The following is a 24,900-nucleotide window of genomic DNA, read 5'->3' as shown; positions in this document are numbered from 1 at the left end:
GACAAGGCCCGCCAACTTGGCGGGCCTTGTCCATTCTAGCGCTCTTTAACTACCAGCCGTTCCGGCGTCTCGCCCAGGGCCTGCCAGTTGGGCCGGTACATCGACTCCACCTGCGGTGGCGGCACGCGGTAGCTGCCAGGGGTGACGGCGCGGGCCAGGTACAGCAGGTGGGTGGTTTCATAGCCGTTGACATCCAGGGCCGCGACGTAGCGATCACCACGGAACTCCTGGTGTTTGATCGCGGCGTTTTGCATTGCCTTGTGCCATTCCTTTACCGCGCTGCTGGCGTCGTCCAGGCTGGCCGAGCTTTGCGCCAGGTTCTGGTTTTCCAGCTCCAGGCCCGCCGGCAGCAGATCGACCACCAGGGCATCCGGCACCCGCTGGTCAGCCGCTACGGCCAGGTGCACCAGCACCAGCTCGCCGCTCTGCAGATTGCTCAGATCCAGCGCCTGGCCATCCATGCCCAGGTATTCGCGGTTGATGCTGAGGTTTTCACCGCCCGCAGCCGGGGCCTGGCGTGGGTAACCGGACAGGGTCAGCTGCTGATACAGCGGCGTATCGCCCGGCTTGCTCGCCGAATTGCTGATGCTCAAAGGCGTGGCCAGATCACTGCCATCAAGCTTGAGGCCCGGCTGGGCATTGTTCAGATCAAAGGCCAGGCTGCCGCTTTGCAGCGCTGCGCTCCAACTCGGCTCCGGTTTGCTCAGCAGGTTGCGCCCGGCCAGGTACAGCGAGTTGCGCTCCTGGGTCGACAGCCACTGTTGCCCGGCCACTTCATCGGCCAGGTTGAACAGCCGCTCTTCACGGCGATTGCCGGCCAGGTCGTGCTCTTCCAGCAGGGCCAGAATCAGCGCCTGGTCGCGCAGCGGGCTGCCGTAGTCGGCCAGCCAGTTATTGCGCTCACGGCCACGGGCCAGGCCGGCGCTCAACAGTTCATCGGCACGCGGCTGGTCGCCCATTTTCTCCAGCGCCACGGCCAGATGCACCAGCGGCAAGCCGGACAACGCATCGCTGCGTCGCTCATACAGGCTGCGCAAGGCACCCAGCGGGGCCTGTTGGCTGCGCGCCAGCACATAACCGGCGTAGGCCTGCACGGCAAAGCGGCTGTGGTTGGCGTTGTCGCTGTAGTTGACCTCGATCAGATGACGCTCCTGCAAATAGCGCAGCAGCCGTTCGTTGGCCTTTTTCAGCGCTTCTTCCGGCACGCCGAAGCCCTGCTCACGGGCACGCAGAAGGAAATCGCTGACATAGGCGGTCAGCCAGTATTCCTCATCGCTGTCCGCGCCCCACAGGCCGAAGCTGCCGTTGTAGCGCTGCATGCTCAACAGTCGCTCGATGCCCAGCTCGATGGAACGTTTGCGCTGCTCATCCGGTTCGGCTGCCACGCCCAGGCGCTTCAGCGTCGCCGCATCGGCATACAAGGATGGATACAGGCCGCTGGTGGTCTGCTCCAGGCAGCCATAGGGGTAGGCCTTGAGTGCACGGATCTGCTCGCCAAGGTTGAGCGGTGGCCGGCTGGAAATCGCCAGTCGCGCCTCCAGGCCCGCCGCTTCGAAGGCACTGAGGGCATCGGCCGGCAGGTTCCATGGCTGGTCTTTAAGCACCGCGCGGAAGTGCTGCAGCTGCGCCGGATAGGCCGGACGAATACCCAGGGTCCATTCACGGCTGAACGGCGGCAGGTCTTCGCCGGGCAAGGCCAGGCCATTGACGCTGACCTTGAAACGCCCTTGGCCGTAACCACCCAGCGCGGTCACCGGAATGCGCAGAATGCTGCGCTGGCCATCGGCCAGGGTGATCGGCACAACGCTCGCAGCGCCTCCCGGAGCCAGGCGCAACTGGCCTTCGGCGCTGAACTGCACATCCAGCTGCTGCTCGCGCCCGGACAGGTTGCTCAGGTCCAGGGCCAGGGTGGTTTCATCGCCACCGGCGAGAAAGCGCGGGGCCGACAGCTCGGCAATCAACGGCGCGGCGACCACCGTCTTGCCTTCGCCCATGCCGTAATGCTCATCGGTCCAGGCTTGCGCCATCAGGCGCAGCTCGCCGTTGAAGTCGGGGATAGCCAGGCTGACTTCGCCCTCACCCTGCTCGTTCAGCAGCAGCGGCTGGCTCTGCAGGGCGACGATCAGCACGCTGGTGTCCGGGCGCTTGCCGCCACCGGCCAGCGCCGCGTCACCACCAAAGGCCAGCTTGGCCACCCTGCCTTGCCCGGCTTCGATCAGCTGGCCGTAGATATCCAGTTGGTCCGCACCATAGGCCTTGCGGCCGAAGAAGTTGGCGAAGGGATCGGGAGTGGCGTAGCCGGTAATATTGAGGATGCCGACATCCACCGCGGCCACCAGCACCTGCGCCTGTTTCGGGATGCTGCCATCGGCGTTGCGCGCCTGCACCTTGACCGTGAGCGGCTGGTTGGGGCGCATCTTTTCCGCCGCACTGAGGGTCAGCGCCAGTTTGCGCGGCGCACGTTCCAGCGGCAGATGCAGCAGGCCGACCGCGCGCTTGGGCGTGGCATTGCTCTTGCGCTCGCCGGGGCGGATCACCAGGGCGCTGAGGTACAGGTCATGCCGTGCCCAGTCCTTGGCGATCGGGATATCGAAGGCCTTGCCCTCGGCCGGCACCTCGACTTCCTGCCACCACAGCGGCCCCTCGCTGGACTCCACCATCAGGTAGCCCTTGCCCGCAGAAGGCGGGGTGACGGTAACCCGGGCGGTGTCGCCATCGATATAGGCCGGCTTATCCAGCGCCAGTTTGACCTGATCGGGGCGCACCGCGCCGCCATCGGCGTTGTCCTGCCAGCGATAACCGGCCCAGAACCGCAGGCTGCTGAGCATGCCGGTCTGGGTATCTATGACTTCGACGCGGTACGGGCCCCACTCCACCGGGAAGCTGATCTTGGCCGTACCGCCGGCGTCGACCTTGAGGCTTTCCTCGCCCAGGGTGAGGAATTTCTCGTTGTAGTTATGGCTCCAGCCATCGCTCTCGGAGAAGTTCCAGAAGTAGTCGCGGCGCTCGCGCACCAGGCGCACGGTCAACTGTTCGGCGGCCAGCTTGTTGCCGGCGGCATCGGCCACCAGCACCTCGAACTCGGCCAGGCTGTCGGCGTCCACCTGCTCGCCATCGAACAGGCCGCGCACGCCGGGCAGGCGCTCGGCCGGCCATACCGGCTGGATAAGCCGCCGGGTAATCGCCCGGCCGCCGGACTCCTGCAGGCTGGCCTGGAGGATCAGGCGCAACGGTGATTTGGCACTGGCCCAGCGGCTGTCGATACTCAGCTGGGCCTTGCCCTGCTCGTCCAGGCTGGTGTCTTCCAGCTCGATATCCTGGCTCAGTTCCGTCTCGGTGACCGAGCCGAACTGATAGCCCGGCAAGCTCTCCACCGCCTCACGCAGCGGCCGCACATAAAGCTGGCCACTGAGGCGATTGCCGGCAGCCGGCGCGCCGTACAGGTAGCGCCCAATGACCTCGAAGTCGGCGGCCTGCGCCGGCTCATAAGGCGCTTCACTGCCCTTGAGTTCCAGGGCCAGGCGCTCGGGAAGAAAGTCCTCCACGGAAAATTCGTAGAGCTGCGGCTTGCCGTCGCCGAGGTCGAACAGCAGCTGCCAGCGCCCGGTCGGGGCTTCCTCGGCCAGCTGCAGCTGGTACTGATAGAGCCCGCTGGCATCGGCCTGCCAGACGAACTTGCGGCTGACCTGCTCGTCCGGCCGGCGCACCTCGACATTCACCGGTTGGGCTTTTATCGCGCGGCCATCGGCATCGCGCAGCAGGCCGTTGAGCGGCACGCTTTCGCCCGGGCGATAGAGATCCCGCGGGCCGAACACGAAGAACTGCAGCGGATGGGCCTGGGGCCCGGCGATATCGAACTCGGCCAGATCCAGGGCGGGGCCGTTCAGGCGCAACAGGCTGGTCTGCTCACCGAGATGGGCCAGCAGCACCTCGGCCTTGGCAACCAGGGGCAATTCGGCGTGCCCGGCCTTGTCGGTCTTGCCCTCGGCCAGCAGCTGGCCCTTGCCATCGAGCAATTCCAGGGCGACGCCGGCCATTGCTTCACCGCCAGCCAGGGCCTGAGTGAACACATCCAGACGGTTGCGGTAGCGGTGGGCGGACAGGCCGATATCGCTCAGGGTAAACAGCGTGGCGGGCTGCGAATAGCTGTAGTTGCCGGCCTCGCGCATCACCGCCAGGTACACCCCGGGCTGCTTGAACGGCTCCAGGCCGGCAATCGGCAACAGCAGGGTTTCGCGGGTATTGCGCGCGGGGTTGAGGTCGAAACGGCCGCCGTACACCAGATCGGCCATGGGCAGCAGCGAACGCGCCTCCCAGGTGTCCAGGTTGCTGCTGCGCCCCCACTGGGCGAGAAACTTCGGCAGGGCTTCGGCCTTGATCCGGAAGAACTCGACATTGACCTTGTCGACGTTCAGCGCGATCACCGGCAGGCCCTCGGCCAGGCGGGTCGGCAACAGCGAGCCGCGGCTGGCGAAGCCGACGCTGGCCTGCAGGTCACGGGTCTGCAGACGGCTGACGTGTTCGGCGGCCAGGGTCGCGCCGGTCAGGGCCTGCAGCCCGGCATCCACGGTCAGCACCAGCTTGCGCTGCGGCTCCAGATGGCGCAGGCGCACTTCCATCAGGTTGTCGGCAAGCTCCCAGGCTCCATCGACCTTGCCACTCTTGCTGTCGACCAGATGCAGGCGCGAGGCGAGCTTCTGCTCGGGGTCCAGCGGCACCGAGAAGCTGACCGACAGCGTGCTGGCTCCCTCCAGCTGCACTTCGGAAACATCCACCACCGTCAGTTCGCGGCCGGCGTAGCGCTCGGCCAGGGCCGCCTTGTCCAGTGGCGGCGCTGCTTGGTCGGTGGCGGCGGGAGCGCTGACGCTGACCTTGGCAGGCTCGGGGGTGGAAGAATCACAGGCGCTGAGCAGGCTCAGGGCAAGTGCCAGAAGCAGTCCTTTCTTCGGCATTGCGGGCTCCAACAGGGTGGTGGGTGCAGCCACACACTATAGTCGAGGCCCCGGCGGCCGACGAGTGGGCCGCCGGCAAAGTCGCGAGCAGCGCACACCTGGCTGCCGCGCGGCGTAGCGTTGGATCAGACCTCAGGCGCAGAGCTCGCGGATCTCGGCGTTGGGCACCAGCCTGAAGAACTCGTCGACCGGCATATGCACCAGGCTTTCATGGTCGCCGGCTTCCAGGTAGATGTCCTGCTGGCCGACCAGCATGGGGTCGATCAGCATGTCCAGGCCATAGAGCTCGCCCAGGGCCGGCACCGCACCGCGCTGACAATCCTTGAACAGCTTGGCCAGCGCCTGCTCGCCGCTCAGCTGCCAGCGCTGCGGGCCCTTGCGTACCTTGTCCAGGTCCAGCTGGCGATTGGCCGGCAGCACGGCCATCAGGTAATGCCCGCGGCGGTCGTCGAGGATCACCGACTTGGCCATGCGTGCGGCCGGGATGCCCGCCTTGCGGGCCGACTCCAGGCTGGTCGCCGTCATGTCATGTTCGAGCAGCTCGTACTGACAGTGCGCACGCTGCAGGTTGCGTTCAAGGGTTTGTGCCATATGCATAACTACCTCCTCGACCGCGCGATGCGCAGTCATTACCCCCTGACCTCAGTTTAGCCAGCCCTGCCGTGGACTGGGGCCGACCACTGCAACCCTTGCTGCTATGACCAGGCCTGCATAGGCGAAAACGCACTATCAACCGGGCTGCGCCTATAATCGGCCTTTTTCCGGAGCGCCCATGTCCGCACTGCTCGACGCCTGGCAGCATCAGCCGACCCAGCGCAAGGTCTGGGCCCTGGCCGCGCCGATGATTCTGAGCAACCTGTCGGTGCCACTGGTGGCCCTGGTCGACAGTGCCGTGGTCGGCCATCTGCCCCATGCCCATCAGCTGGCCGCCGTGGCCGTGGGCGGCAGCCTCTACACCCTGCTGATCTGGGCGGTGGGCTTTCTGCGCATGGGCACCACGGGCTTCAGCGCCCAGGCCGCCGGCCGGGGCGACGGCGGCGCGCTGCGCCAGGTGCTGTTGCAGGGCCTGCTGCTCGGTGGCGGGCTGGCGCTGCTGCTGATCGGCCTGGCGCTGCCCTTGAGCAACGCCGCCCTCGGCCTGATGCAACCCTCCGCCAACCTCGATGCCCTGGCCCGCGACTACCTGCATATCCGCCTGTTCGGCCTGCCTGCCGCTCTGGCGACCTATGCCCTGATCGGCTGGTTGCTCGGCACCCAGAACGCCCGCGGGCCGCTGGCGATTCTGCTGACCACCAACCTACTCAATGTTGCCCTCGACCTGCTGTTTGTCCTCGGGTTGCACTGGGGCGTGGCGGGCGCGGCCTGGGCCTCGGTGATTGCCGAATGGAGTGGTGCCCTGCTCGGCCTGTACCTGGCGCGGCGCGCCCTGCGCGGCTATGCCGGGCGGCTCGACTGGGCGGCGCTGGGGCGCTGGCTGAACTGGCGACCGCTGCTGGCGGTCAACCGCGACATCTTTATCCGCACCCTGGCGTTGCAGGCGGTGTTCTTTCTGATCACCGTGCAGGGCACGCGCCTGGGCGACGCCACGGTGGCGGCCAACGCCCTGCTGCTCAACGGCCTGCTGCTGACCGCCCACGCCCTGGATGGCCTGGCCCACGCGGTGGAAGCGCTGTGCGGGCATGCCCTGGGCGCGCGCGACCGCAACGCCCTGCGGCGCAGCCTGATCGTCGCCGGCGGCTGGTCGCTGCTGGCCAGCCTGGGCTTTGCCCTGTTCTTCCTGCTTGGCGGCCAGTGGTTTATCGGCCTGCAGACCAATATCGCCGTGGTCCGCGACCAGGCCCTCGACTACCTGCCGTACCTGGCCCTGCTGCCGCTGATCGCCGTCTGGAGCTACCTGCTCGACGGCCTGTTTATCGGGGCCACCCGCGCCCGCGAGATGCGCGACGCCATGCTCCTCAGCCTGTTCCTCAGCCTGCCCCCGGCCTGGTGGCTACAGGCCCTGGGCAATCACGGCCTGTGGCTGGCCTTTATGTGGTTTATGCTGCTGCGAAGCCTCATTCTGGGCGTCTATGCTTACCGCCTGAGCCACGCTGACGGCTGGTTCAATCCCTCTCGATTAGGAGCGCTCAATGCTCATCCCTGAACTGCCTGGCGATGAAACGCTGCGCCAACGGAGCCTCGACAGCCATGAGTTGCTCGACACGCCAGCCGACCCCTACCTGGATACCCTGGTGCGGGTGGTACGGGAAGTGTTTGCCGTCAAGACCGTGCTGGTCAGCCTGATCGACCACGACCGCCAGTGGTTCAAGGCGCGCCTGGGCCTGGATGCGGCGGAAACGCCGCGCTCCATATCCTTCTGCGGTCATGCCATTCTCGCCGCCCAGCCATTGATCATCGAAGACACCTTCAGCGACCCGCGCTTTCTGGATAACCCGCTGGTAACCCAGACCCCGCATATCCGCTTCTATGCCGGCCAGCCGCTGTTCGCCGAAGATGGCCAGGCACTGGGCACCCTGTGCCTGATCGACTCCACCCCTCGGCAGATGAGCGACCAGCAGCTGCGCCTGTTTATCGATATGGCGGTGCTGGTGGAGGGTTATCTGAAGCTGCGCAGGGTCAGCGAACAAACCGTACAGCTGCGTGCCGCCCTGAGCCGCGAACAGCGCAAGTCCATGCTCGACCCACTGACCCAGCTGTGGAACCGCGCCGGTCTTAACCACTTTCTTGCCAAACAGCTGCTGCAGGCCGAGGAGCAGGGCCTGCAGCTCGGCGTGCTGTTCTGCGACCTCGACCACTTCAAGCCGGTCAACGACACCCACGGCCATGCCGCCGGCGACCAGGCCCTGTGGGAAACCGCCCGCCGTATCAGCGCCTCCGTGCGCCCCCAGGATGTGGTGACCCGCAGCGGCGGCGAGGAGTTCGTGGTACTGCTGCTGGTTCACGACCAGCAGGAACTGCTGCGCATTGCCGGGCGCATCCTCAAGGCCGTCAACCAGAAACCGATCAGCACCGACGCCGCCCCGCTCAACCTGACCATCAGCATCGGCGCGGCCATGGGTCGTGCCCTGGAACAACCGGAGCACAGCCTGAAGCGCGCCGACGAGGCCCTCTACCAGGCCAAAGACAACGGCCGTAACAGAGTGGAACTGGCCGACTAAGGCCCCTCTTCACCCCAAGGACTCGCCAATGGCCCAAGCTCTCGCCGCCTATATCCATTACCTGTCGATCTTCGTCCTGTTCGCCCTGCTCGCCATCGAGCACGTGCAGTTCAAGCTGCCGCTGGATCTGCGGCGCGCACGCAGCCTGATCATCACCGACCTGGCCTATGGCATCTTCGCCGGGCTGGTGCTGTTCAGCGGCCTGGCCCGTGTGATCTGGTACGGCAAGGGCCTGGACTACTACCTGGGCAACGGCCTGTTCCATGCCAAGGTCGGCCTGTTTATCCTGGTCGGGCTGATTTCGGCAGGGCCGACCTTTGTCTTTATCAACTGGCGCAATGCCCTCAAGGCCGGCCAGGCCCCCCAGGTCAGTGCACGCCAGGCACGCTGGGTGATCATGGCAATCCGGGTGGAACTGTTGCTGTTGCTGGCCATCCCATTGTTAGCGGTGCTGATGGCGCGGGGCCACGGTCTGATCGGCTGACAGCCAAGCAGACCTCAAACCCTGTGGGAGGCGCTTTAGCGGCGAACAACTGTCGCGGCTGAAGCCCTTCCCACAAGCCCACATACCGCCCCGCTGATTTGCCCGCACGCGCCGGCTCTGCTAGTGTCGCGCCGGTTCCACTTCCCCGATCTGCCCCGAGAAATTCGCCATGGCCGCCCGCAAAAAAGCCGCGCTCGACTTCGAGCAATCCCTGACAGATCTGCAGAACCTGGTCGAGCGTCTGGAAAACGGCGAGCTGTCGCTGGAAGACTCGCTGACCGCCTTCGAGCAGGGCGTGCGCCTGACCCGCGACTGCCAGGCCGCCCTGGCCCAGGCCGAGCAGAAAGTGCAGATGCTCATGGAGCGCGACGGCGAGCTGGAGGAAGCCCCCTTCGACGCGGATCGTCTGGCATGATCGCGGCCTACCAGGCGCAGTGCCAAAGCCGTGTCGACGCCGCCCTGGACGGTTTGTTCGGCCAGGAGCAGCCACAGCTGGCGCGGCTCTACCAGGCCATGCGCTACAGCCTGTTCAACGGCGGCAAGCGAGTCCGCCCGCTGCTGGTCTATGCCGCCTGCGAAGCCCTCGGCGGTGACCCAGAGCGGGCCGACGGCGCGGCCTGCGCGGTGGAGCTGATCCACGCCTACTCCCTGGTCCACGACGACCTACCGGCCATGGACGACGACGACCTGCGTCGCGGCCAACCAACCACCCACAAGGCCTTTGACGAGGCCTGCGCCATACTCGCCGGCGACGGCCTGCAAACCCTGGCTTTCGAGGTGCTGGCCGACGCCCGGCGCAACCCGCAGAACCCCCAGCTGCGCCTGAGCATGATCAGCACCCTGGCCCGCGCCGCCGGGCCGGCCGGGATGGTCGGCGGCCAGGCCATCGACCTCGGTTCGGTGGGCAGACGGCTCGACCAGAGCGCCCTGGAAATCATGCACCGGCACAAGACCGGAGCCCTAATCGAAGCCAGCGTGCAATTGGGGGCCCTGGCCAGCGAACACGCCGACGAGCATGCCTTGAAAGCCCTGCACAGCTACGCCCGCGCCATCGGCCTGGCCTTTCAGGTGCAGGACGATATCCTCGACGTGGAAAGCGACACCGCCACCCTGGGCAAGACCCAAGGCAAGGACCAGGCCCACGACAAACCCACCTACCCGGCCCTGCTCGGCCTCGATGCCGCCAAGGCCTATGCCCTGGAACTGCGCGACCAGGCCCTGCACGCCCTGCGCCCCTTCGACTCGGCCGCCGAGCCGCTGCGCGAACTGGCCCGCTATATCGTCGAACGGCGCAGCTAAGCCAGCGAAATGCCCATCGCGGGCAAGCCCGCTCCTACAACCATTCATGCCCCCTGTAGGCGCTGGCCATGCCCGCGATCAGCCCGCCTCTTATCACCCGCATCAATAGCCCAACCCTCAGCCGCTAAGGCTTGGTTTACCTCGCCCACCGAGCGCCTAAGATGGCTGCAGAATAACAATCTGGAGCCACCATGCCCGTTACGACCGCGCCCTTCGCCGCCCTGCTGATCGCCAACCGTGGCGAAATCGCCATCCGTATCGCCCGCGCCGCCAGTGAACTGGGCATCCGCTCGGTGGCGGTGTACGCCGAGGACGACGCCGCCTCCCTGCACGTGCGTCAGGCCGATAGCGCCGTAGCGCTCAAGGGCCGAGGTGTCGCGGCCTATCTGGATATGGACCAGCTGATCGCCATCGCGCAGGAGCAAGGCTGCGCTGCCGTCCACCCCGGCTACGGCTTTCTCGCCGAAAACGCTGAGTTCGCCCGCCGCTGCCAGGCCGCCGGCCTGTGCTTTGTCGGCCCCAGTGCCGAGGTGCTGCAGCTGTTTGGCGACAAGGCCGCCGCGCGGGCATTGGCCGAGCGCTGCACGGTGCCGCTGGTGGCGGGGATCAATCGAGCGATCAGCCTGGATGAAGCCCATGGCTTTCTCGCCGAACATGGCGCGGTAATGCTCAAGGCCCTGGCCGGCGGCGGTGGCCGCGGCATGCGCCCGGTATTCAGTGCAGCCGAACTGGACGAGGCCTTTGCCCGCTGCCAATCCGAAGCCCACAGCGCCTTTGGCAATAACGCGCTGTATATCGAGCAACTGGTCAGCCAGGCCCGGCATATCGAGATTCAAGTGCTGGGCGACAGCACGGGCGCGGTTAGCCATCTATGGGAACGCGACTGCAGCCTGCAACGCCGCCAGCAGAAGCTGGTGGAAATCGCCCCCAGCCCGGACCTACCCACTGCCACCCGCGAACGAATGATCGTAGCCGCGCTGCAACTGGCACGCGCCGCCCGTTACCAGGGCCTGGGTACCTTCGAGTTCCTGCTGGATGCCGAGCAGCCCGAGCGCTTCTACTTTATGGAAGCCAACCCGCGCATCCAGGTCGAACACACCGTCACCGAACAGGTCACCGGCGTCGACCTGCTGCACACCCAGCTTAAACTGGCCGCTGGTCAGACACTGGAGCAACTCGGCCTGCTACAAGCGCCACCACTCAATGGCTGCGCCGTGCAACTGCGCATCAACCTGGAAAGCATGAGCAGCGACGGCAGCACCCGACCGGCCGTCGGTACCCTGAGCGCCTACCAGCCGCCCAGCGGCCCAGGCCTGCGGGTGGATGGCTACGGCTACGCCGGCTACCCGGTCAGCCCCAGCTACGACTCGCTGCTGGCCAAGCTGATCGCCCACGCGCCGGACTACCCCAGCGCCCTGCGCCGCGCCTACCGTGCGCTGTGCGAGTTCCGCCTGGAAGGCGTGGCGAGCAATCTGCACCTGCTGCAGAACCTGCTGCGCCTGCCCCAGATGGCGAGCTATCAGCTGACCACGCGCTTTGTCGAAAGCCAGCTGAGCGAGCTGCTGGCCGCGCAAGTCCAGGCCCATCCGCATCACTTCTTTGCCGCTGCACAGACCGCCAGCCAAAGCGCCGAGCCGGCACAGGATGCACCGCCGGGCAGCCTGCCACTGGCCACGCCCAGCACCGGCGTGGTGGTCAGCCTGGACGTGGCCGAAGGCGATGCGGTGGCCGTCGGCCAGAGCATCGCCGTGCTGGAAGCGATGAAGATGGAGTTCGTGGTCAAGGCCAGCCACAGCGGCATCGTTCGCCAGCTGGCGGTGCAGGTCGGCAGCGCGCTCAATGAAGGCCAGCCGCTGCTGTTTATTGAGCCTGCCGAGGTCGATGCGGCCGTCGGCCCAAACGAACAGAGTCTGGACCTTGAACATATCCGCGCGGATCTGGCCGAAGTACTCGAACGCCATGCGCTGACCCGCGACGAGCGCCGCCCCCAGGCCGTGGCCAAACGGCGCAAGACCGGCCAGCGCACCGTGCGCGAGAACCTGGCGGACCTACTGGATGACGGCAGTTTCAGCGAATACGGCGCACTGGCGATCGCCGCGCAACGGCGTCGGCGCTCGCTGGAGGAGCTGATCGAACAGAGCCCGGCCGACGGCCTGGTGGCCGGTACCGGCACGGTCAATGCCGAGGTGTTCGGCAACCAGGCCGGACGCTGCATGGCGATCGCCTACGACTACACGGTATTCGCCGGCACCCAGGGCGTGATGAACCACAAGAAGACCGACCGCATGCTCGGCCTCGCCGCCCAGTGGCGCTTGCCGCTGGTGCTGTTTGCCGAGGGCGGTGGCGGCCGCCCCGGCGATAGCGACTTCGTCGGCGTGGCCGGCCTGGACTGCCATACCTTTGTCGGCATGGCGCGCCTGTCCGGGCTGGTCCCCACCGTCGGCATAGTCTCCGGGCGCTGCTTTGCCGGTAACGCCGCCCTGCTCGGCTGCTGCGATGTGATTATCGCCACCGACAACGCCACTATCGGTATGGCCGGCCCGGCGATGATCGAAGGCGGCGGCCTGGGCAGCTTCAAGCCGGAGCAGGTCGGCCCGCTCAGCGTGCAGGGGCCCAATGGGGTGATCGATGTGCAAGTGGCCGACGAAACCGAGGCGGTGCGGGTGGCCAAGCAGTACCTGAGCTACTTTCAGGGCGCACTCAACGACTGGGACTGCGCCGATCAACGCGAGCTGCGCCAGCTGATCCCGGAAAACCGCCTGCGGGTGTATGACATCCGCCAGGTGATCGACACCCTGGCCGACCGCGACTCGGTGCTGGAACTGCGCCGCCAGTTCGCCCCGGGGCTGATCACCGCCTTTATCCGTATCGAGGGCCAGCCGTTCGGCCTGCTGGCCAACAACCCGGCGCACCTGGGCGGGGCCATCGACGCGGTATCCGGCGACAAGGCCGCACGCTTTATGCAGCTGTGCGACGCTTTCGATATCCCGCTGCTGTCACTGTGCGATACGCCCGGCTTTATGGTCGGCCCGGAGGCGGAAAAACAGGCCACGGTGCGCCATGTGTCGCGCATGTTTGTCGCCGCCGCCAGCCTGACGGTGCCGTTTTTCACCGTGGTGCTGCGCAAGGGCTACGGCCTCGGGGCCCAGGCCATGGCCGCCGGCAGCTTCCACTCGCCGCTGTTTACCATCGCCTGGCCCAGCGCCGAGTTTGGTGCGATGGGCCTGGAGGGAGCGGTGCGCCTAGGTTTTGCCAAGGAGCTGGCGGCCATCGAAGAGCCCGCGGCACGCCAGCAGCTGTTCGACAAGCTGGTGGCCAAGGCCTACCAGAACGGCAAGGGCATCAATATGGCCAGTTTTCTCGAGATCGATGCGGTGATCGACCCCGTGGAAACCCGCGCCTGGCTGCTGCGCGGGCTCAATGCCACGCCACGGCCCGCACCACGCGAAGGCAAGAAGCGCTCAATCGACACCTGGTAACAGGTTCGACGTAGCCCGGATACAATCCGGGCGCTCTGGCCGACATGGCCCGAACTAGATCCGGGCCACGGTTGCGCTGAGCCGAACCATGTTTGGGCAGTTTCCGGCGCTTCGGGTAAACTGCCGCATCTTTTACACCTATAACGATCTGCCTGATGCCGACGACCTTCCACGCGATTCCCCGTGAGCGCCCGCTGACGCCCCTTCTAGACCGTGCCAACACGCCGGACGAGCTGCGCCGCCTGGGCGAGGCCGAGCTGGAAACCCTGGCCGACGAACTGCGCCAGTACCTGCTGTATACGGTCGGGCAGACCGGTGGACATTTCGGCGCGGGCCTGGGCGTGATCGAGCTGACCGTTGCCCTGCATTATGTCTTCGACACCCCGGATGATCGCCTGGTGTGGGATGTCGGCCATCAGGCCTATCCGCACAAGATTCTCACCGGCCGCCGCGAACAGATGGGCAGCCTGCGCCAGAAGGACGGCATCGCCGCCTTCCCGCGCCGCTCGGAAAGCGAGTACGACACCTTTGGCGTCGGCCACTCCAGCACCAGCATCAGCGCCGCTTTGGGCATGGCCATCGCCGCGCGCCTGCAAGGCTCGCGGCGCAAGGCGGTGGCGGTGATCGGCGACGGCGCGCTGACCGCCGGCATGGCCTTCGAGGCGCTCAACCACGCCAGCGACGTCAACGCCAATATGCTGGTGATCCTCAACGACAACGACATGTCGATCTCCAAGAACGTCGGCGGGCTGTCCAACTACCTGGCCAAGATCATCTCCAGCCGCACCTACGCCAGCATGCGCGAGGGCAGCAAGAAGATCCTCTCGAGCCTGCCCGGTGCCTGGGAGATCGCGCGCAAGGTCGAGGAGCACGCCAAGGGTATGCTGGTGCCCGGCACCCTGTTCGAGGAGCTGGGCTGGAACTATGTCGGCCCGATCGACGGCCACGATCTGCCGACCCTGCTCGCCACCCTGCGCAATATGCGCGACCTCGACGGCCCGCAGTTCCTCCACGTGGTGACCAAGAAGGGCAAGGGCTTCGCCCCGGCCGAAGCCGACCCCATCGGCTACCACGCCATCACCAAGCTGGAGCCGGTCAAGCCCGACGCCACCCCGAAGCCGGCGAGCGGGCCCAAGTACTCCGGCGTCTTCGGCCAATGGCTGTGCGATATGGCCGCGCAGGACCCGCGCCTGGTCGGCATCACCCCGGCGATGAAGGAGGGCTCCGACCTGGTGGCCTTTAGCGAGCAATACCCCGAGCGCTATTTCGACGTGGCCATCGCCGAACAGCATGCGGTAACCCTGGCCGCGGGCATGGCCTGCGACGGCACCAAGCCGGTAGTGGCAATCTATTCGACATTCCTCCAGCGCGCCTACGACCAACTGATCCACGACGTGGCCGTGCAGCACCTTGACGTGCTGTTCGCCATCGACCGCGCCGGTCTGGTCGGCGAAGACGGCCCGACCCATGCCGGCAGTTTTGACCTGTCCTACCTGCGCTGCATCCCCGGCATGCTGGTGATGACACCCAGCGATGAGAACGAACTGCGCCGCATGCTCAGCACCGGCCACCTGTTCGATGGCCCGGCGGCGGTGCGCTACCCACGCGGCAGCGGCCCCAATGCCGCCATCGAAGCGGGTCTGGAGCCACTGGAAATCGGCAAGGGCGTCGTCCGTCGCCAAGGCCAGCAGATCGCCCTGCTGGTGTTCGGCGTGCAGCTGAGTGAAGCACTCAAGGTCGGCGAAACACTCGACGCCACAGTGGTCGATATGCGCTTTGTCAAACCCCTGGACGAGGCTCTGGTGCGCCAGCTGGCGGCCAGCCACGAATTGCTGGTGACGATCGAAGAGAACAGCATCATGGGCGGTGCCGGTAGTGCGGTCGGCGAGTTTCTCGCCCGCGAGAATATCCTCAAGCCGCTGCTGCACCTGGGCCTGCCGGACTATTACGTCGAGCACGCCAAGCCGAGCCAGATGCTCGCCGAGTGCGGCCTGGATGCTGCCGGCATCGAGGCGGCAGTACGCCAACGCCTGGCGCAGCTGGAAACGCCCCAATAATCTAGGCGCGCCGCCCGCTAAGGCGAGCGGCTTGTGCTTCTACTCGCAGCGCCTTAAGGTGCGCGACGTTTTATCTGTCCGAGGTCGCTGCCAAACCAGCAGCGTGAAAAGGGAAGCAGGTGCGCCGCTGTCGACTCGACAGCCGCAAGGCCTGCGCTGCCCCCGCAACGGTAACCGACAGCGCGCAAGCGCAGCCTTTCTCAAAAACCACTGGGTGCGCCTGGGAAGGTGGGAAAGGCAGTCGGCAGCCCGGAGACCTGCCTCGGCATAAAGTGACTGGTGTTGCGGAGGGCATCACCGTCAAGCGCTGGCTATCGCCTCCTTGCCCGGTGCTTGTCCCTGCCCTCCTCGAAAGTTTTTCTGTCTTTTGAGGATTCTCCAATGAAATTGTCCCGTCTTGCTCTGGCTGTGGCGCTGCTGCCGCTGGCTGCCCATGCTGATCAATCCAGCCCTGTCGACTCACTCGAGTTGCAGCCGCTGATCGTGACCTCCGGGCGGCACGCCGAACCGGTTCAGCAGGCGACTGCTGCAACCACGGTGTTTACCCGCAAGGACATCGAGCGCCTGCAAGTGCGCAGCGTGGCGGAACTACTCGAACGCGTCCCCGGCGTCAGCGTCAGCCGTACCGGCGGCGCGGGCAGCCAGACAGGCCTGTTTATGCGCGGCACCTCGACCGCGCAATCCCTGGTAATGGTAGACGGCCAACGTATTTCCGCTGCCTCCAGTGGCACCAGCAGCCTGGAGTTTCTCAGCCCGGAACAGATCGAGCGGGTCGAAGTGGTGCGTGGCGCGCGCTCGGCGCTCTATGGTTCGGATGCCATCGGCGGGGTTGTGCAGATTTTCACCCGCCAAGGCAGTGGTGCCGGACTCAAGCCCTATGTTCGCCTTGGTGCCGGCAGCAACCAGACCTTCGAGCGCAGCCTTGGCTTGTCCGGCGGTGACGGGCAAACCCGCTTCAACCTGGGTGCAGCACTCGATGAAACCCAGGGCATCGACGCCACCCGCGACAACTTCGGGGCCAATGGCGATGATGATGCCTACCGCAATCAGTCGCTGAGCCTGAATGTATCGCACCAATTCGATGACGACCTGAAGATAGGCTTCAGTGCCCTCGACCAGCGTGGCCAGGCCGAGTTCGAGGACATCTTCAGCACCTCCCTGCCTACGACGGACTTCCAGCTCAGCAGCCTGTCCAGCTACATCGACGCCAACCTCAGCGAAGCCTGGAACAGTCGCCTGGAAATCGGTCACAGCGAGGACAAGCGCGACACCGGCAACGATCAGCCACAAGCCAGCGCCGACGCGTTCTACAGTTTCAACACCTACCGTGACTCGATCAACTGGGTGAATACCGTGGCGCTCAACGAGCGCCACCAGGTGCTGCTGGGTGCCGATTGGTATGAAGATCGAGTGACGGGTAGCGAGACCTTTACTGAGGACTCGCGCTGGAACCAGGCGGCATTTATTCAGCACCGCTACAGCGCCGAAGATTTCTCGACCGAACTGGGCCTGCGCCATGACAAGAACCAGCAGTTCGGCAGTGAGAACAGCTGGAACGCCGCGCTGACCGTACCGTTCAACGCCGCCAATGATCTGATCCTGTCCTACAGCGAAGGCTTCCGCGCACCGACCTTCAACGACCTGTACTACCCGGATTTCTGCTTCAGCGGCTTTTGCTTCCCGAGTGCCAACCCGGACCTAGAGCCGGAAACGTCCAAAAGCTACGAAGCCCAATGGCGCAGCCGCTACAGCGAAACCGGCGCACTGGAACTGTCGCTGTACCGTATCGACCTGCAGGACGCGATTGTTCTCGACCAGAACTTCATTCCGCAGAACGTCCAGACCGCCCGCATCAATGGCTTCGAGGCGGCGCTCAAGCAGGAGCTGTTCGGCTGGCAGAGCAACCTGGCACTCGCCCTGATCGACCCGCGGGATCGCGACACTGGCCACACCCTCGCCCGCCGCGCCAAACGCACGCTGAGCCTGGACCTGGATCGCCAGTTCGGTGAGTTTGCCGTGGGTACCAGCTGGCGCGCGGTCAGTGGTCGCTATGACGATGCCGACAACACCCGCGAGCTGGGCGGTTACGGCCTGCTCAGCCTGCGCGGCAAATGGCAAGCCAGCGAGGAAGTGGCCTTCGACCTGAAACTGAACAATCTCTTCGACAAGGACTATGCCGAGGCGACCTACAGCACAAACAACGGACGCTTCGGCTACAACACCGAAGGCCGCACCGCGCTGTTTGCCGTGACCTGGACGCCTGAGCTTTAAGACGCTATCGAGGTGGACTGCAGCCTGAACGTGGCCCGGATGTAATCCGGGCTTCAGCGCGCCTCAGCCAACTGCTCGCACAGCTGCTGCAGCGCCCCCAGCATCTGAAAGCTCGGCCGTTCCAGGCCTTCATCAGGCACTAGCCACAACTGCTCACGCTCAACCGCGGCCACACCCGGCCAGATGCGCCATGCGTCTAGCTGGCGCTGCGTGCTGGCTAGAATCACCTCGGGGTTGCGTTCAAGCACCGCCTCCACGCTGACCTGCGGCGCAGGCAAGGCAAGCTCGGCAAAGATATTCTCGGCCCCGCAGACACCTAGGGCGTCGCTGATGATCTGCTGGCCACCGATGGTATACAGCGGTACATCCCAGAGCTGGTAGAACAGCGCCAGCGGCTGCTCGCGCCGATAGCGCCGACGCAACTCGGCCAGCCCCGCATTGAATTTTCGCTGTAACTGCCGGCCTTGTTCGACGCGATCAATACGTGCGCCGATTTCGACGAAACTCTCCGCCAAATCGGCCAGTTTGCGCGGTTCGACGATCAGCAGGGGAATGCCCAGACGTTGCAATTGCTGGCGCTGGGCGCTGCCGATGCTGTCCGGCCAGAGCAGCACCAGATCGGGCTGCAGCTGGAGCAGGCTTTCCAGCTCAAGCTGGCCATAGCGCCCCACCGAGGGCAGCTGCGCCACCGCTGGCGGGCGCTCGCCGCCATCGAGCAGGCCGACCAGCAAGTCGCCCGCGTCCAGCTCCAGCATTATTTCGGTCAGCGACGGTGCCAGGCTGACCACTCGCTCGACCGCCACTGCTGGCCAGGCCAGCAACAGCATCAGACAGAGCGTGGTGGCACGCATCAGCCGAGTTGGCGGGGAATGCGGTAGAGGTACAACAACACCACACTGGACAACGCCAGCAGGATCAGGGGAATCGCCTCCAGCCCGGCGAACACCGCAAACGCGGCGATCCAGGCCGGCAGGCCAGCACCGAGGAAGGCGGTACGCCGCACACGCGCCAGCTCAAGCCAGGCATCGTGTTCATCCGGGGTGTCGAGGGCTTTTTCAGTGGCCACCAGGGCACGCTTGTAGGTGCTGAACAGCGGCAGGCTGACAAACATCGAGGCGACCCCGGCGATAAACAGCGGCATGGTCAGCACGCCGGTTTGCTGGCCCGCGCCGAACAGCAGGTTGAGCACGAACAGCGGAGCCAGGGTCAGCGCCAGCTGCTGCCACCAGGCCAGCGCCAGACGACGGCGCACTTCGCTGCGGGTCACAGGCTTTCCTCGACCTCGCCCTGGTGCAGGCTGCCGAGCATATGCCCGAGCTTGCCGGCCTTGGTCGCGAGGTACTTCTTGTTGTGCGGATTGTGGTCGATCTGCAACGGCACCCGGGTCGCCACATTGATGCCCATATCGCCCAGCGCCTTGACCTTGCGCGGGTTGTTGGTCATCAGCTTGAGCGCCTTGATCCGCAGGTGCTCGAGCATCGGCAGGCAGATCGCGTAGTCGCGCTGGTCGGCCCCGAAGCCCAGGCGCTCATTGGCCTCGACGGTATCGGCACCGCCGTCCTGCAGCTCGTAAGCGCGGATCTTGTTCAGCAGACCGATGCCACGACCCTCCTGGCGCAGGTAAAGCAATACGCCGCGGCCTTCGCTGGCAATCGCGCGCAGCGCCGCTTCGAGCTGAAAGCCGCAATCGCAGCGCAGGCTGAACAGCGCGTCGCCGGTCAGGCACTCGGAATGCAGGCGCCCCAATACCGGCTCGCCATCGGCCACATCGCCATAAGTCAGGGCGACGTGTTCCTTACCGGAGGCCGTTTCGAGGAAGCCATGCATGGTAAACACGCCAAAGGGCGTAGGCAGCTGGGAGGCGGCGACGAATACGACGGGCACCGGATGCTCCTAAGAAGAGAAATGAACAATAAATTCAGACGTGCATTGTAACAGCAGGCCCCACCAGCGGGTCAGCCTGAATTACCGATGATAAGGATCGAACCAGCGGCCGGCGCGGCGCGCCGGTTAATACTTGGATTCCAGCACCAGCACGTCCTGCTCGACGCGCCAGCCAATCCGGCCGAGAAAGCTCATGCCGAGCAGGGCTTCAGTGGGCGAACCGCCCTCCAGCACCACGGCGTCGACGCCCAGCACTTCCAGCTCGCCGACCTTGACCCGATCGAGACTGACCTGCCAGCCACGCACCGTACCACTGGCCGTGCTGACCTGCAGCGGCCTACCGCTGACCCGATAATCGATACCCAGGCGGCGGGCATGGCCATCATTGAGGGCTATCGACGTTGCCCCGGTATCGACCAGAAACTGCACGGACTGGCCATTCACCGAGCCGGCAACCCAGTAATGCCCGCCGATGCCCTTGGCGATGCTGAACTGCTTCTTCACCGGCGCGGCAAAGCCTTCGCTGTACTCGCGGCTCAGGCCATAGCTGCGCTCCACGCCATCGACGCGCAGCACCGCGCCACGGCTATCGGCACTGACCACCACCACTCCACCGGGGCCGGTCTGGCCAACCTTGACCAGCTTGCGCTGGCCATCGACATTCAACACCGCAGCTCCTGGGAAAAGCCCTACAACCCGCACCTGGGGAGCGGCCCAGACGCAACTGGTGGCCAGCAGCAACCAGCCCAGAATGAAACACTTGATACCCTGCATACGGCTTCTCGTGGCGGTTAATCGAAGGGATAGGGTTGCTGCCAGCGCACAAAGACCTCACGCAGACGATCCTCTTCCAGCAGCAGTTCCATGCGCCGATCGTAGAGCTCGGCCAGCGCCCGACCCCGCGGATTATCGGCAAACCCCAGGTACAGCGGCAGCGCGGTCAGGACGGTCGAGCGGTAACGTTGCGGAGCACTGGTGGTGGCCAGCAGCTCCTCGACCTCGGTCAGCGCATCGATATAGAAATCGGCATGACCAAGGTCGAGCATGGCCAGAATACCGCTACGGCGCTGCACTTCGCGGTAATCGCGCAAGTTTGGCAGATAGCGCTGGTACTCATAACCGCGGATCCACACCAGGCGGAACTCGCCGAGGTTGGCCAGACTGGGCAGCGGCTGCTCCGTCAGACCGAGAGCGCCAATCTGATCGGCATCGTAAGGAAGGCGCGGGTAGAACACCCCGTCGTCGACTTCGTTGAGGTAAGAACCGACCCAGGCATCCGCTTCGCCGCGCTGCACCAGACCGATGGAACGGGTGTAGGGCACGCTCTGGATCTGCAGCGCCACCCCGGCTGGCTCGAATACCAGACGCATGATATCCCACGCCAGGCCCGTACCGTCGGCATGGGTGTGGCCCTCCCACACTTCGCTGGCAATGCGCACCTGTTCCGGCATTGAGGCATTGGCCTGCACGGAGCAACAGGCCAGTAACGCGACGAGCAAGATCCAGCATCTGCGGCCCATGCGCCACCTCTCAATGATCAGCCCAACCGATGATCAACCCAACAGTGCTGCCGACATGCCATTGGCCCAGCCCCAGACACACAACTGCAGGGTTATCCAGGCGAACACGCCAGCCAGCACGTCATCGAGCATGATGCCGACACCGCCATGCACGTGCCGGTCAATCCAGCGGATCGGCCAGGGCTTGAGGATGTCGAACACGCGGAACAATAGAAAGCCTAGCAGCAGCCAGCCCCAACCGTCCGGCACCAGCCAGAGGGTGATCCACATGCCGACCATTTCGTCCCAGACGATGCCTTCGTGGTCGTGCACCCGCAGGTCGTCGGCCACCCTGCCGCACAGCCAGAAGCCGAACAGCATGGTGATGCCGAGCATCAGCCAGTAGCCCCAGTCCGGCAGCATCTGAAACAGCGGAATAAACGGCAGCGCCACCAGCGAGCCCCAGGTGCCCGGGGCTTTCGGCAAGGTGCCGGAGCCAAAACCGAAGGCCAGGAAGTGCCAGGGGTTGCGCCAGACCGAAGGCGGGACGAACTCGGCGGGGACTTGCTTGGGATGATCAGTCACTGGCACTTCCAAAATGTTGATAGCCGCTGCGTGGCAGCTGCACGGGTTGGCCTTGCGAGTTCAGCAGAGTAACGCCCTGGCCGGCCACCACACGACCAATAACTCGCACAGGCCAACCCGCCTGCTGCAAATCGGCCAGATGCGCGGCCGGCAGGGTAAAGGCCAGCCGGTAATCATCGCCACCGCTTAATGCGCACTGGCGCGCCACCGTCTCCCCGGCAAATGCCCGCAAGGCGGCGGATATCGGCACCTGCGCCTGTTCAATCAGCAACGCCACGCCGGACGCCGCGGCGATATGCCCGCAATCGGCCAGCAAGCCATCGGAAATATCCAGTGCAGCCGTGGCCTTGCCGCGCAGCGCCAGGCCCAGATCGAGCTGCGGCATGGGCGACCAGTAACGCGCCAGCAGCGCCTCGGCCACGGCGGGCTCCGCTTGTCGCTGGCCAAGCACCAACGGCAAGGCACCGGCGGCATCACCCAGCTCACCGCCGACGCAGAGCAGATCACCGACCTGCGCGCCTTTGCGGGTCAGCGCCCTACCCGTCGGCACGCGGCCGAAGACGGTCAGGGTCAGGCTCAGGGGGCCACGGGTGGTATCGCCGCCGATCAGGCGAATCGCGCAGTGTTGCGCCATCTGATCCAGGCCACGGGCAAAGTCCCGCAGCCAATCCGGCTCGGCACTGGGCAGGGTCAAGGCCAGGGTAAAGCCGACAGGTGCCGCGCCCATGGCGGCCAGGTCACTGACCGAAACGCCCAAGGCACGCTGGCCCAGCAGAAAAGGATCGGCAGATTCGGGGAAATGCACCCCGGCGACCAGGGTGTCGGTAGAAATGGCCAGCTGCTCGCCAGACGGCACTTGCAGCAGGGCACAATCGTCGCCGATGCCCAATGCCACACCTTCGCCAGCCTGCGCACAGGACGCAGCGGCGAAATACTGACGGATAAGCTCGAACTCACCCATGAGATGGCAACGATCTGCTGCGCGTCGGCCCTGCTGCGTTAAAAGCAGGCTCGAAATGCTCATGTGCTACAGCACACTCCGCTTCCTCGCCTGCTTTTGCCTTGCAGGACTCTAGCTCGCAAGATCGTAAATCAAGCATCCCAAAAAACCTTAACGCTTGTTGGCGCGAACTTCGTCCGCCCGCAAACGCGGTGCCAGCTTGTCCAGCACGCCGTTGACGAACTTGTGTCCGTCAGTGGCACCGAACACCTTGGCCAGCTCGATGCCTTCGTTGATCACCACGCGATAAGGGATATCGATGCGGTTTTTCAGCTCGTAGGTCGACAGACGCAGGATCGACAGTTCGACCGGGTCGATCTCGGCGATCGGACGATCGAGCAGCGGTTCGAAGGCCCCGTCGATCTCGCTTTTCTGCCGTGGCACGCCGTGCAGAATCTCGTGGAAGTAGGCCCCATCAACGGCGCTGAAGTCGTTATCGACGCGAAACTGCGCTTCGATCTCGTTCAGCTGCTGCCCGGCCATATGCCAGGAGTACAACGCCTGCATGGCCAGGGAGCGCGCCTGACGGCGCGCGAGAGTCTTGGTGCTGGGACCTTTTTTCGGCGCTTGTGGCTGCTGCCCGTTACCGTCGTTCTGGCTCACTTGGCCTCCAGCTGCGCCAGCAGGCTGACCATTTCCAGGGCGGACAATGCAGCTTCCGCGCCCTTGTTGCCGGCCTTGGTGCCGGAACGCTCGATGGCCTGCTCGATGGAATCGACGGTCAGTACGCCGAAGGCTACCGGCACGCCGAACTCCATGGAAACCTGGGCCAGGCCCTTGGTGCACTCGCCCGCCACGTATTCAAAATGCGGGGTACCGCCGCGGATCACCGCACCGAGGGCGATGATGGCGTCGAAATCGCCACGCTGGGCGACTTTCTGCGCCACCAGCGGGATTTCGAAGGCACCCGGCGCACGGATGATGGTGATGTCGCTTTCGCTCACGCCATGGCGCACGAGAGCGTCAACTGCGCCGCTTACCAGGCTTTCGACCACGAAGCTGTTGAAGCGGCCAACCACCAGGGCAAAGCGGCCCTTGGGGGCGATAAAAGTACCTTCGATGGTCTTCAGGGTCATAGCGAATCTCGTCTGTATTAAAGAGCCGGGCCGCCATCGGCGACCCTTGGGATTATTTAGAGGGCAGGTATTCTACAACTTCCAGATCGAAACCGGATATTGCATTGAACTTCATTGGCGAACTCATCAGGCGCATCTTGCGCACACCCAGGTCGCGGAGGATCTGCGAGCCGGCACCGACGGTGCTGTAGGTGGTCGGGTTGGCGACTTTGGTTTCGCCGCCCAGTTGGCGCTCCAGGTGCGCCAGCAGGTCCGGGCCGGTCAGCGGGTTGCCGAGCAACAGCACCACGCCGCTGCCGTCTGCGGCCACCTGCTTCATCGCTGCGCGCAGACTCCAACGGCCCGGCTGGTTGACCATAAACAGGTCGCGCAGCGGGTCCATATTGTGCACCCGCACCAGGGTCGGCTCCTCGGCGCAGATGCTGCCCAGGGTCAGGGCCATGTGCACGTCGTTCTCCACCGAATCGCGGTAGGTAACCAGGTTGAACTGGCCCAGCTCGCTGTCGAGCACTTGCTCGCTGACGCGCTCGACGGTGCGCTCGTGGATCAGGCGGTAGTGGATCAGGTCGGCGATGGTGCCGATCTTGATGCCGTGTTCCTTGGCGAACTCTTCCAGCTCGGGGCGACGGGACATGGTGCCGTCGTCGTTCATGATTTCGCAGATCACCCCGCTCGGCTCGAAACCGCCCATGCGCGCCAGGTCGCAGGCCGCTTCGGTGTGGCCGGCACGGGCCAGTACGCCACCGGGCTGGGCCATCAGCGGGAAGATATGGCCGGGGCTGACGATATCCTCAGCCTTGGCGCTTTTCGCGGCGGCGGCCTGCACGGTGCGTGCGCGATCGGCGGCGGAGATACCGGTGGTCACCCCTTCGGCGGCCTCGATGGACACGGTGAACTTGGTACCGAAGCCGGAACCGTTGCGCGGTGCCATCAGCGGCAGCTTGAGGGTTTCGCAGCGCTCGCGGGTCATCGGCATGCAGATCAGGCCGCGGGCGAAGCGCGCCATAAAGTTGATGTGCTCGGCCTTGACGCACTCGGAGGCGATAATCAGGTCGCCTTCGTTCTCGCGGTCCTCGTCATCCATGAGGATGACCATCTTGCCGGCGCGGATGTCTTCGATCAGTTCTTCGATGCTGTTAAGAGCCATGCGGGCGAT

Annotated in this window: 20 protein-coding genes and 1 riboswitch; of the genes, 8 read left to right on the top strand and 12 right to left on the bottom strand. The window is 65.2% G+C overall.

What is annotated here, in order from left to right; translation table 11 throughout:
* Positions 1 to 35: 35 nt before the first annotated feature.
* Together WMW70_RS14190 and WMW70_RS14185 are read right to left on the bottom strand one after the other, a co-directional pair.
* The gene (locus WMW70_RS14190; protein WP_341438115.1) at positions 36 to 4,952 is read right to left on the bottom strand and encodes an alpha-2-macroglobulin family protein; all 4,917 of its coding nucleotides are present in this window, start codon (positions 4,950 to 4,952) and stop codon (positions 36 to 38) included.
* Positions 4,953 to 5,084: 132 nt separating this feature from the next.
* Positions 5,085 to 5,549: an aminoacyl-tRNA deacylase gene (locus WMW70_RS14185; protein ID WP_341438114.1), complete on the bottom strand. Its 465-nt coding sequence runs from the start codon at positions 5,547 to 5,549 to the stop codon at positions 5,085 to 5,087.
* A 175-nt stretch (positions 5,550 to 5,724) separates the two neighbouring features.
* Here WMW70_RS14185 and WMW70_RS14180 point away from each other — a divergent pair, with 175 nt between their 5' ends.
* The 8 genes from WMW70_RS14180 to WMW70_RS14145 all read left to right on the top strand — a co-directional run bounded on the left by WMW70_RS14180 (position 5,725) and on the right by WMW70_RS14145 (position 17,700).
* Entirely contained in the window at positions 5,725 to 7,095 is a 1,371-nt protein-coding gene (locus WMW70_RS14180) for an MATE family efflux transporter (protein ID WP_341438113.1), read from the top strand.
* The gene (locus WMW70_RS14175; RefSeq protein ID WP_341438112.1) at positions 7,082 to 8,110 is read left to right on the top strand and encodes a GGDEF domain-containing protein; all 1,029 of its coding nucleotides are present in this window, start codon (positions 7,082 to 7,084) and stop codon (positions 8,108 to 8,110) included. Before WMW70_RS14180 ends, WMW70_RS14175 begins: the two co-directional genes overlap by 14 nt.
* A 28-nt stretch (positions 8,111 to 8,138) precedes the next feature.
* Positions 8,139 to 8,594: a DUF2214 family protein gene (locus WMW70_RS14170; protein WP_341438111.1), complete on the top strand. Its 456-nt coding sequence runs from the start codon at positions 8,139 to 8,141 to the stop codon at positions 8,592 to 8,594.
* A 169-nt stretch (positions 8,595 to 8,763) separates the two neighbouring features.
* The gene (locus WMW70_RS14165; protein WP_341438110.1) at positions 8,764 to 9,009 is read left to right on the top strand and encodes an exodeoxyribonuclease VII small subunit; all 246 of its coding nucleotides are present in this window, start codon (positions 8,764 to 8,766) and stop codon (positions 9,007 to 9,009) included.
* Complete coding sequence (gene ispA / locus WMW70_RS14160; RefSeq protein WP_341438109.1) at positions 9,006 to 9,893, top strand: (2E,6E)-farnesyl diphosphate synthase; 888 nt, start codon at positions 9,006 to 9,008, stop codon at positions 9,891 to 9,893. The genes WMW70_RS14165 and ispA overlap by 4 nt, the downstream gene beginning before the upstream one ends.
* 191 nt (positions 9,894 to 10,084) lie before the next feature.
* Positions 10,085 to 13,372 carry a carboxyl transferase domain-containing protein gene (locus WMW70_RS14155; protein WP_341438108.1) on the top strand — a complete coding sequence of 1,096 codons (3,288 nt, stop codon included), beginning with the start codon at positions 10,085 to 10,087 and terminating at the stop codon, positions 13,370 to 13,372.
* A gap of 155 nt (positions 13,373 to 13,527) precedes the next feature.
* Positions 13,528 to 15,429 carry a 1-deoxy-D-xylulose-5-phosphate synthase gene (dxs, locus tag WMW70_RS14150; RefSeq protein ID WP_341438107.1) on the top strand — a complete coding sequence of 634 codons (1,902 nt, stop codon included), beginning with the start codon at positions 13,528 to 13,530 and terminating at the stop codon, positions 15,427 to 15,429.
* A 64-nt stretch (positions 15,430 to 15,493) separates the two neighbouring features.
* A riboswitch (cobalamin riboswitch) is annotated at positions 15,494 to 15,708 on the top strand.
* A 102-nt stretch (positions 15,709 to 15,810) separates the two neighbouring features.
* The gene (locus tag WMW70_RS14145) at positions 15,811 to 17,700 is read left to right on the top strand and encodes a TonB-dependent receptor domain-containing protein (protein WP_341438106.1); all 1,890 of its coding nucleotides are present in this window, start codon (positions 15,811 to 15,813) and stop codon (positions 17,698 to 17,700) included.
* Between the two features lie 53 nt (positions 17,701 to 17,753).
* On the opposite strand, the gene WMW70_RS14140 is transcribed toward WMW70_RS14145, so the two are convergent.
* The 10 genes from WMW70_RS14140 to ribBA all read right to left on the bottom strand — a co-directional run bounded on the left by WMW70_RS14140 (position 17,754) and on the right by ribBA (position 24,891).
* Positions 17,754 to 18,551, bottom strand: coding sequence for a helical backbone metal receptor (locus WMW70_RS14140; RefSeq protein WP_341438105.1), 798 nt, complete (start codon positions 18,549 to 18,551; stop codon positions 17,754 to 17,756).
* Entirely contained in the window at positions 18,551 to 18,967 is a 417-nt protein-coding gene (locus WMW70_RS14135) for an MFS transporter (RefSeq protein ID WP_341438104.1), read from the bottom strand. The genes WMW70_RS14140 and WMW70_RS14135 overlap by 1 nt, the downstream gene beginning before the upstream one ends.
* Positions 18,964 to 19,584: a GTP cyclohydrolase II gene (gene ribA / locus WMW70_RS14130; RefSeq protein ID WP_339461066.1), complete on the bottom strand. Its 621-nt coding sequence runs from the start codon at positions 19,582 to 19,584 to the stop codon at positions 18,964 to 18,966. The genes WMW70_RS14135 and ribA overlap by 4 nt, the downstream gene beginning before the upstream one ends.
* 126 nt (positions 19,585 to 19,710) lie before the next feature.
* Positions 19,711 to 20,358 carry a retropepsin-like aspartic protease family protein gene (locus WMW70_RS14125; RefSeq protein WP_341438103.1) on the bottom strand — a complete coding sequence of 216 codons (648 nt, stop codon included), beginning with the start codon at positions 20,356 to 20,358 and terminating at the stop codon, positions 19,711 to 19,713.
* A gap of 17 nt (positions 20,359 to 20,375) precedes the next feature.
* On the bottom strand, positions 20,376 to 21,104 hold the full coding sequence (locus WMW70_RS14120; protein ID WP_341438102.1) for a transporter substrate-binding domain-containing protein: 729 nt from the start codon (positions 21,102 to 21,104) through the stop codon (positions 20,376 to 20,378).
* A 33-nt stretch (positions 21,105 to 21,137) separates the two neighbouring features.
* Complete coding sequence (locus WMW70_RS14115; RefSeq protein ID WP_341438101.1) at positions 21,138 to 21,668, bottom strand: phosphatidylglycerophosphatase A family protein; 531 nt, start codon at positions 21,666 to 21,668, stop codon at positions 21,138 to 21,140.
* The gene (gene thiL, locus WMW70_RS14110) at positions 21,661 to 22,629 is read right to left on the bottom strand and encodes a thiamine-phosphate kinase (RefSeq protein WP_341438100.1); all 969 of its coding nucleotides are present in this window, start codon (positions 22,627 to 22,629) and stop codon (positions 21,661 to 21,663) included. Before thiL ends, WMW70_RS14115 begins: the two co-directional genes overlap by 8 nt.
* A 150-nt stretch (positions 22,630 to 22,779) precedes the next feature.
* Complete coding sequence (gene nusB, locus WMW70_RS14105; RefSeq protein WP_341438099.1) at positions 22,780 to 23,271, bottom strand: transcription antitermination factor NusB; 492 nt, start codon at positions 23,269 to 23,271, stop codon at positions 22,780 to 22,782.
* On the bottom strand, positions 23,268 to 23,744 hold the full coding sequence (ribH, locus tag WMW70_RS14100; RefSeq protein WP_087515564.1) for a 6,7-dimethyl-8-ribityllumazine synthase: 477 nt from the start codon (positions 23,742 to 23,744) through the stop codon (positions 23,268 to 23,270). The genes nusB and ribH overlap by 4 nt, the downstream gene beginning before the upstream one ends.
* A gap of 52 nt (positions 23,745 to 23,796) precedes the next feature.
* Complete coding sequence (gene ribBA, locus WMW70_RS14095; protein WP_341438098.1) at positions 23,797 to 24,891, bottom strand: bifunctional 3,4-dihydroxy-2-butanone-4-phosphate synthase/GTP cyclohydrolase II; 1,095 nt, start codon at positions 24,889 to 24,891, stop codon at positions 23,797 to 23,799.
* Positions 24,892 to 24,900: the final 9 nt, after the last annotated feature.

It is taken from the genome of Pseudomonas sp. XK-1, from assembly GCF_038069885.1.
Lineage (GTDB): Bacteria > Pseudomonadota > Gammaproteobacteria > Pseudomonadales > Pseudomonadaceae > Aquipseudomonas.
This window is presented reverse-complemented; position numbering and strand designations above follow the sequence as displayed.

What these genes read in the sequence shown, in the direction of transcription:
- WMW70_RS14175 (WP_341438112.1), top strand. Translation starts at nt 7,082, where the DNA reads ATGCTCATCCCTGAACTGCCTGGCGATGAAACGCTGCGCCAACGGAGC.
- dxs (WP_341438107.1), top strand. Translation starts at nt 13,528, where the DNA reads ATGCCGACGACCTTCCACGCGATTCCCCGTGAGCGCCCGCTGACGCCC.
- WMW70_RS14140 (WP_341438105.1), bottom strand. Translation starts at nt 18,551, where the DNA reads ATGCGTGCCACCACGCTCTGTCTGATGCTGTTGCTGGCCTGGCCAGCA.
- WMW70_RS14170 (WP_341438111.1), top strand. Translation starts at nt 8,139, where the DNA reads ATGGCCCAAGCTCTCGCCGCCTATATCCATTACCTGTCGATCTTCGTC.
- ribH (WP_087515564.1), bottom strand. Translation starts at nt 23,744, where the DNA reads ATGACCCTGAAGACCATCGAAGGTACTTTTATCGCCCCCAAGGGCCGC.
- ispA (WP_341438109.1), top strand. Translation starts at nt 9,006, where the DNA reads ATGATCGCGGCCTACCAGGCGCAGTGCCAAAGCCGTGTCGACGCCGCC.
- WMW70_RS14165 (WP_341438110.1), top strand. Translation starts at nt 8,764, where the DNA reads ATGGCCGCCCGCAAAAAAGCCGCGCTCGACTTCGAGCAATCCCTGACA.
- thiL (WP_341438100.1), bottom strand. Translation starts at nt 22,629, where the DNA reads ATGGGTGAGTTCGAGCTTATCCGTCAGTATTTCGCCGCTGCGTCCTGT.
- WMW70_RS14145 (WP_341438106.1), top strand. Translation starts at nt 15,811, where the DNA reads ATGAAATTGTCCCGTCTTGCTCTGGCTGTGGCGCTGCTGCCGCTGGCT.
- WMW70_RS14190 (WP_341438115.1), bottom strand. Translation starts at nt 4,952, where the DNA reads ATGCCGAAGAAAGGACTGCTTCTGGCACTTGCCCTGAGCCTGCTCAGC.
- WMW70_RS14180 (WP_341438113.1), top strand. Translation starts at nt 5,725, where the DNA reads ATGTCCGCACTGCTCGACGCCTGGCAGCATCAGCCGACCCAGCGCAAG.
- WMW70_RS14120 (WP_341438102.1), bottom strand. Translation starts at nt 21,104, where the DNA reads ATGGGCCGCAGATGCTGGATCTTGCTCGTCGCGTTACTGGCCTGTTGC.
- ribBA (WP_341438098.1), bottom strand. Translation starts at nt 24,891, where the DNA reads ATGGCTCTTAACAGCATCGAAGAACTGATCGAAGACATCCGCGCCGGC.
- WMW70_RS14125 (WP_341438103.1), bottom strand. Translation starts at nt 20,358, where the DNA reads ATGCAGGGTATCAAGTGTTTCATTCTGGGCTGGTTGCTGCTGGCCACC.
- WMW70_RS14155 (WP_341438108.1), top strand. Translation starts at nt 10,085, where the DNA reads ATGCCCGTTACGACCGCGCCCTTCGCCGCCCTGCTGATCGCCAACCGT.
- WMW70_RS14185 (WP_341438114.1), bottom strand. Translation starts at nt 5,549, where the DNA reads ATGCATATGGCACAAACCCTTGAACGCAACCTGCAGCGTGCGCACTGT.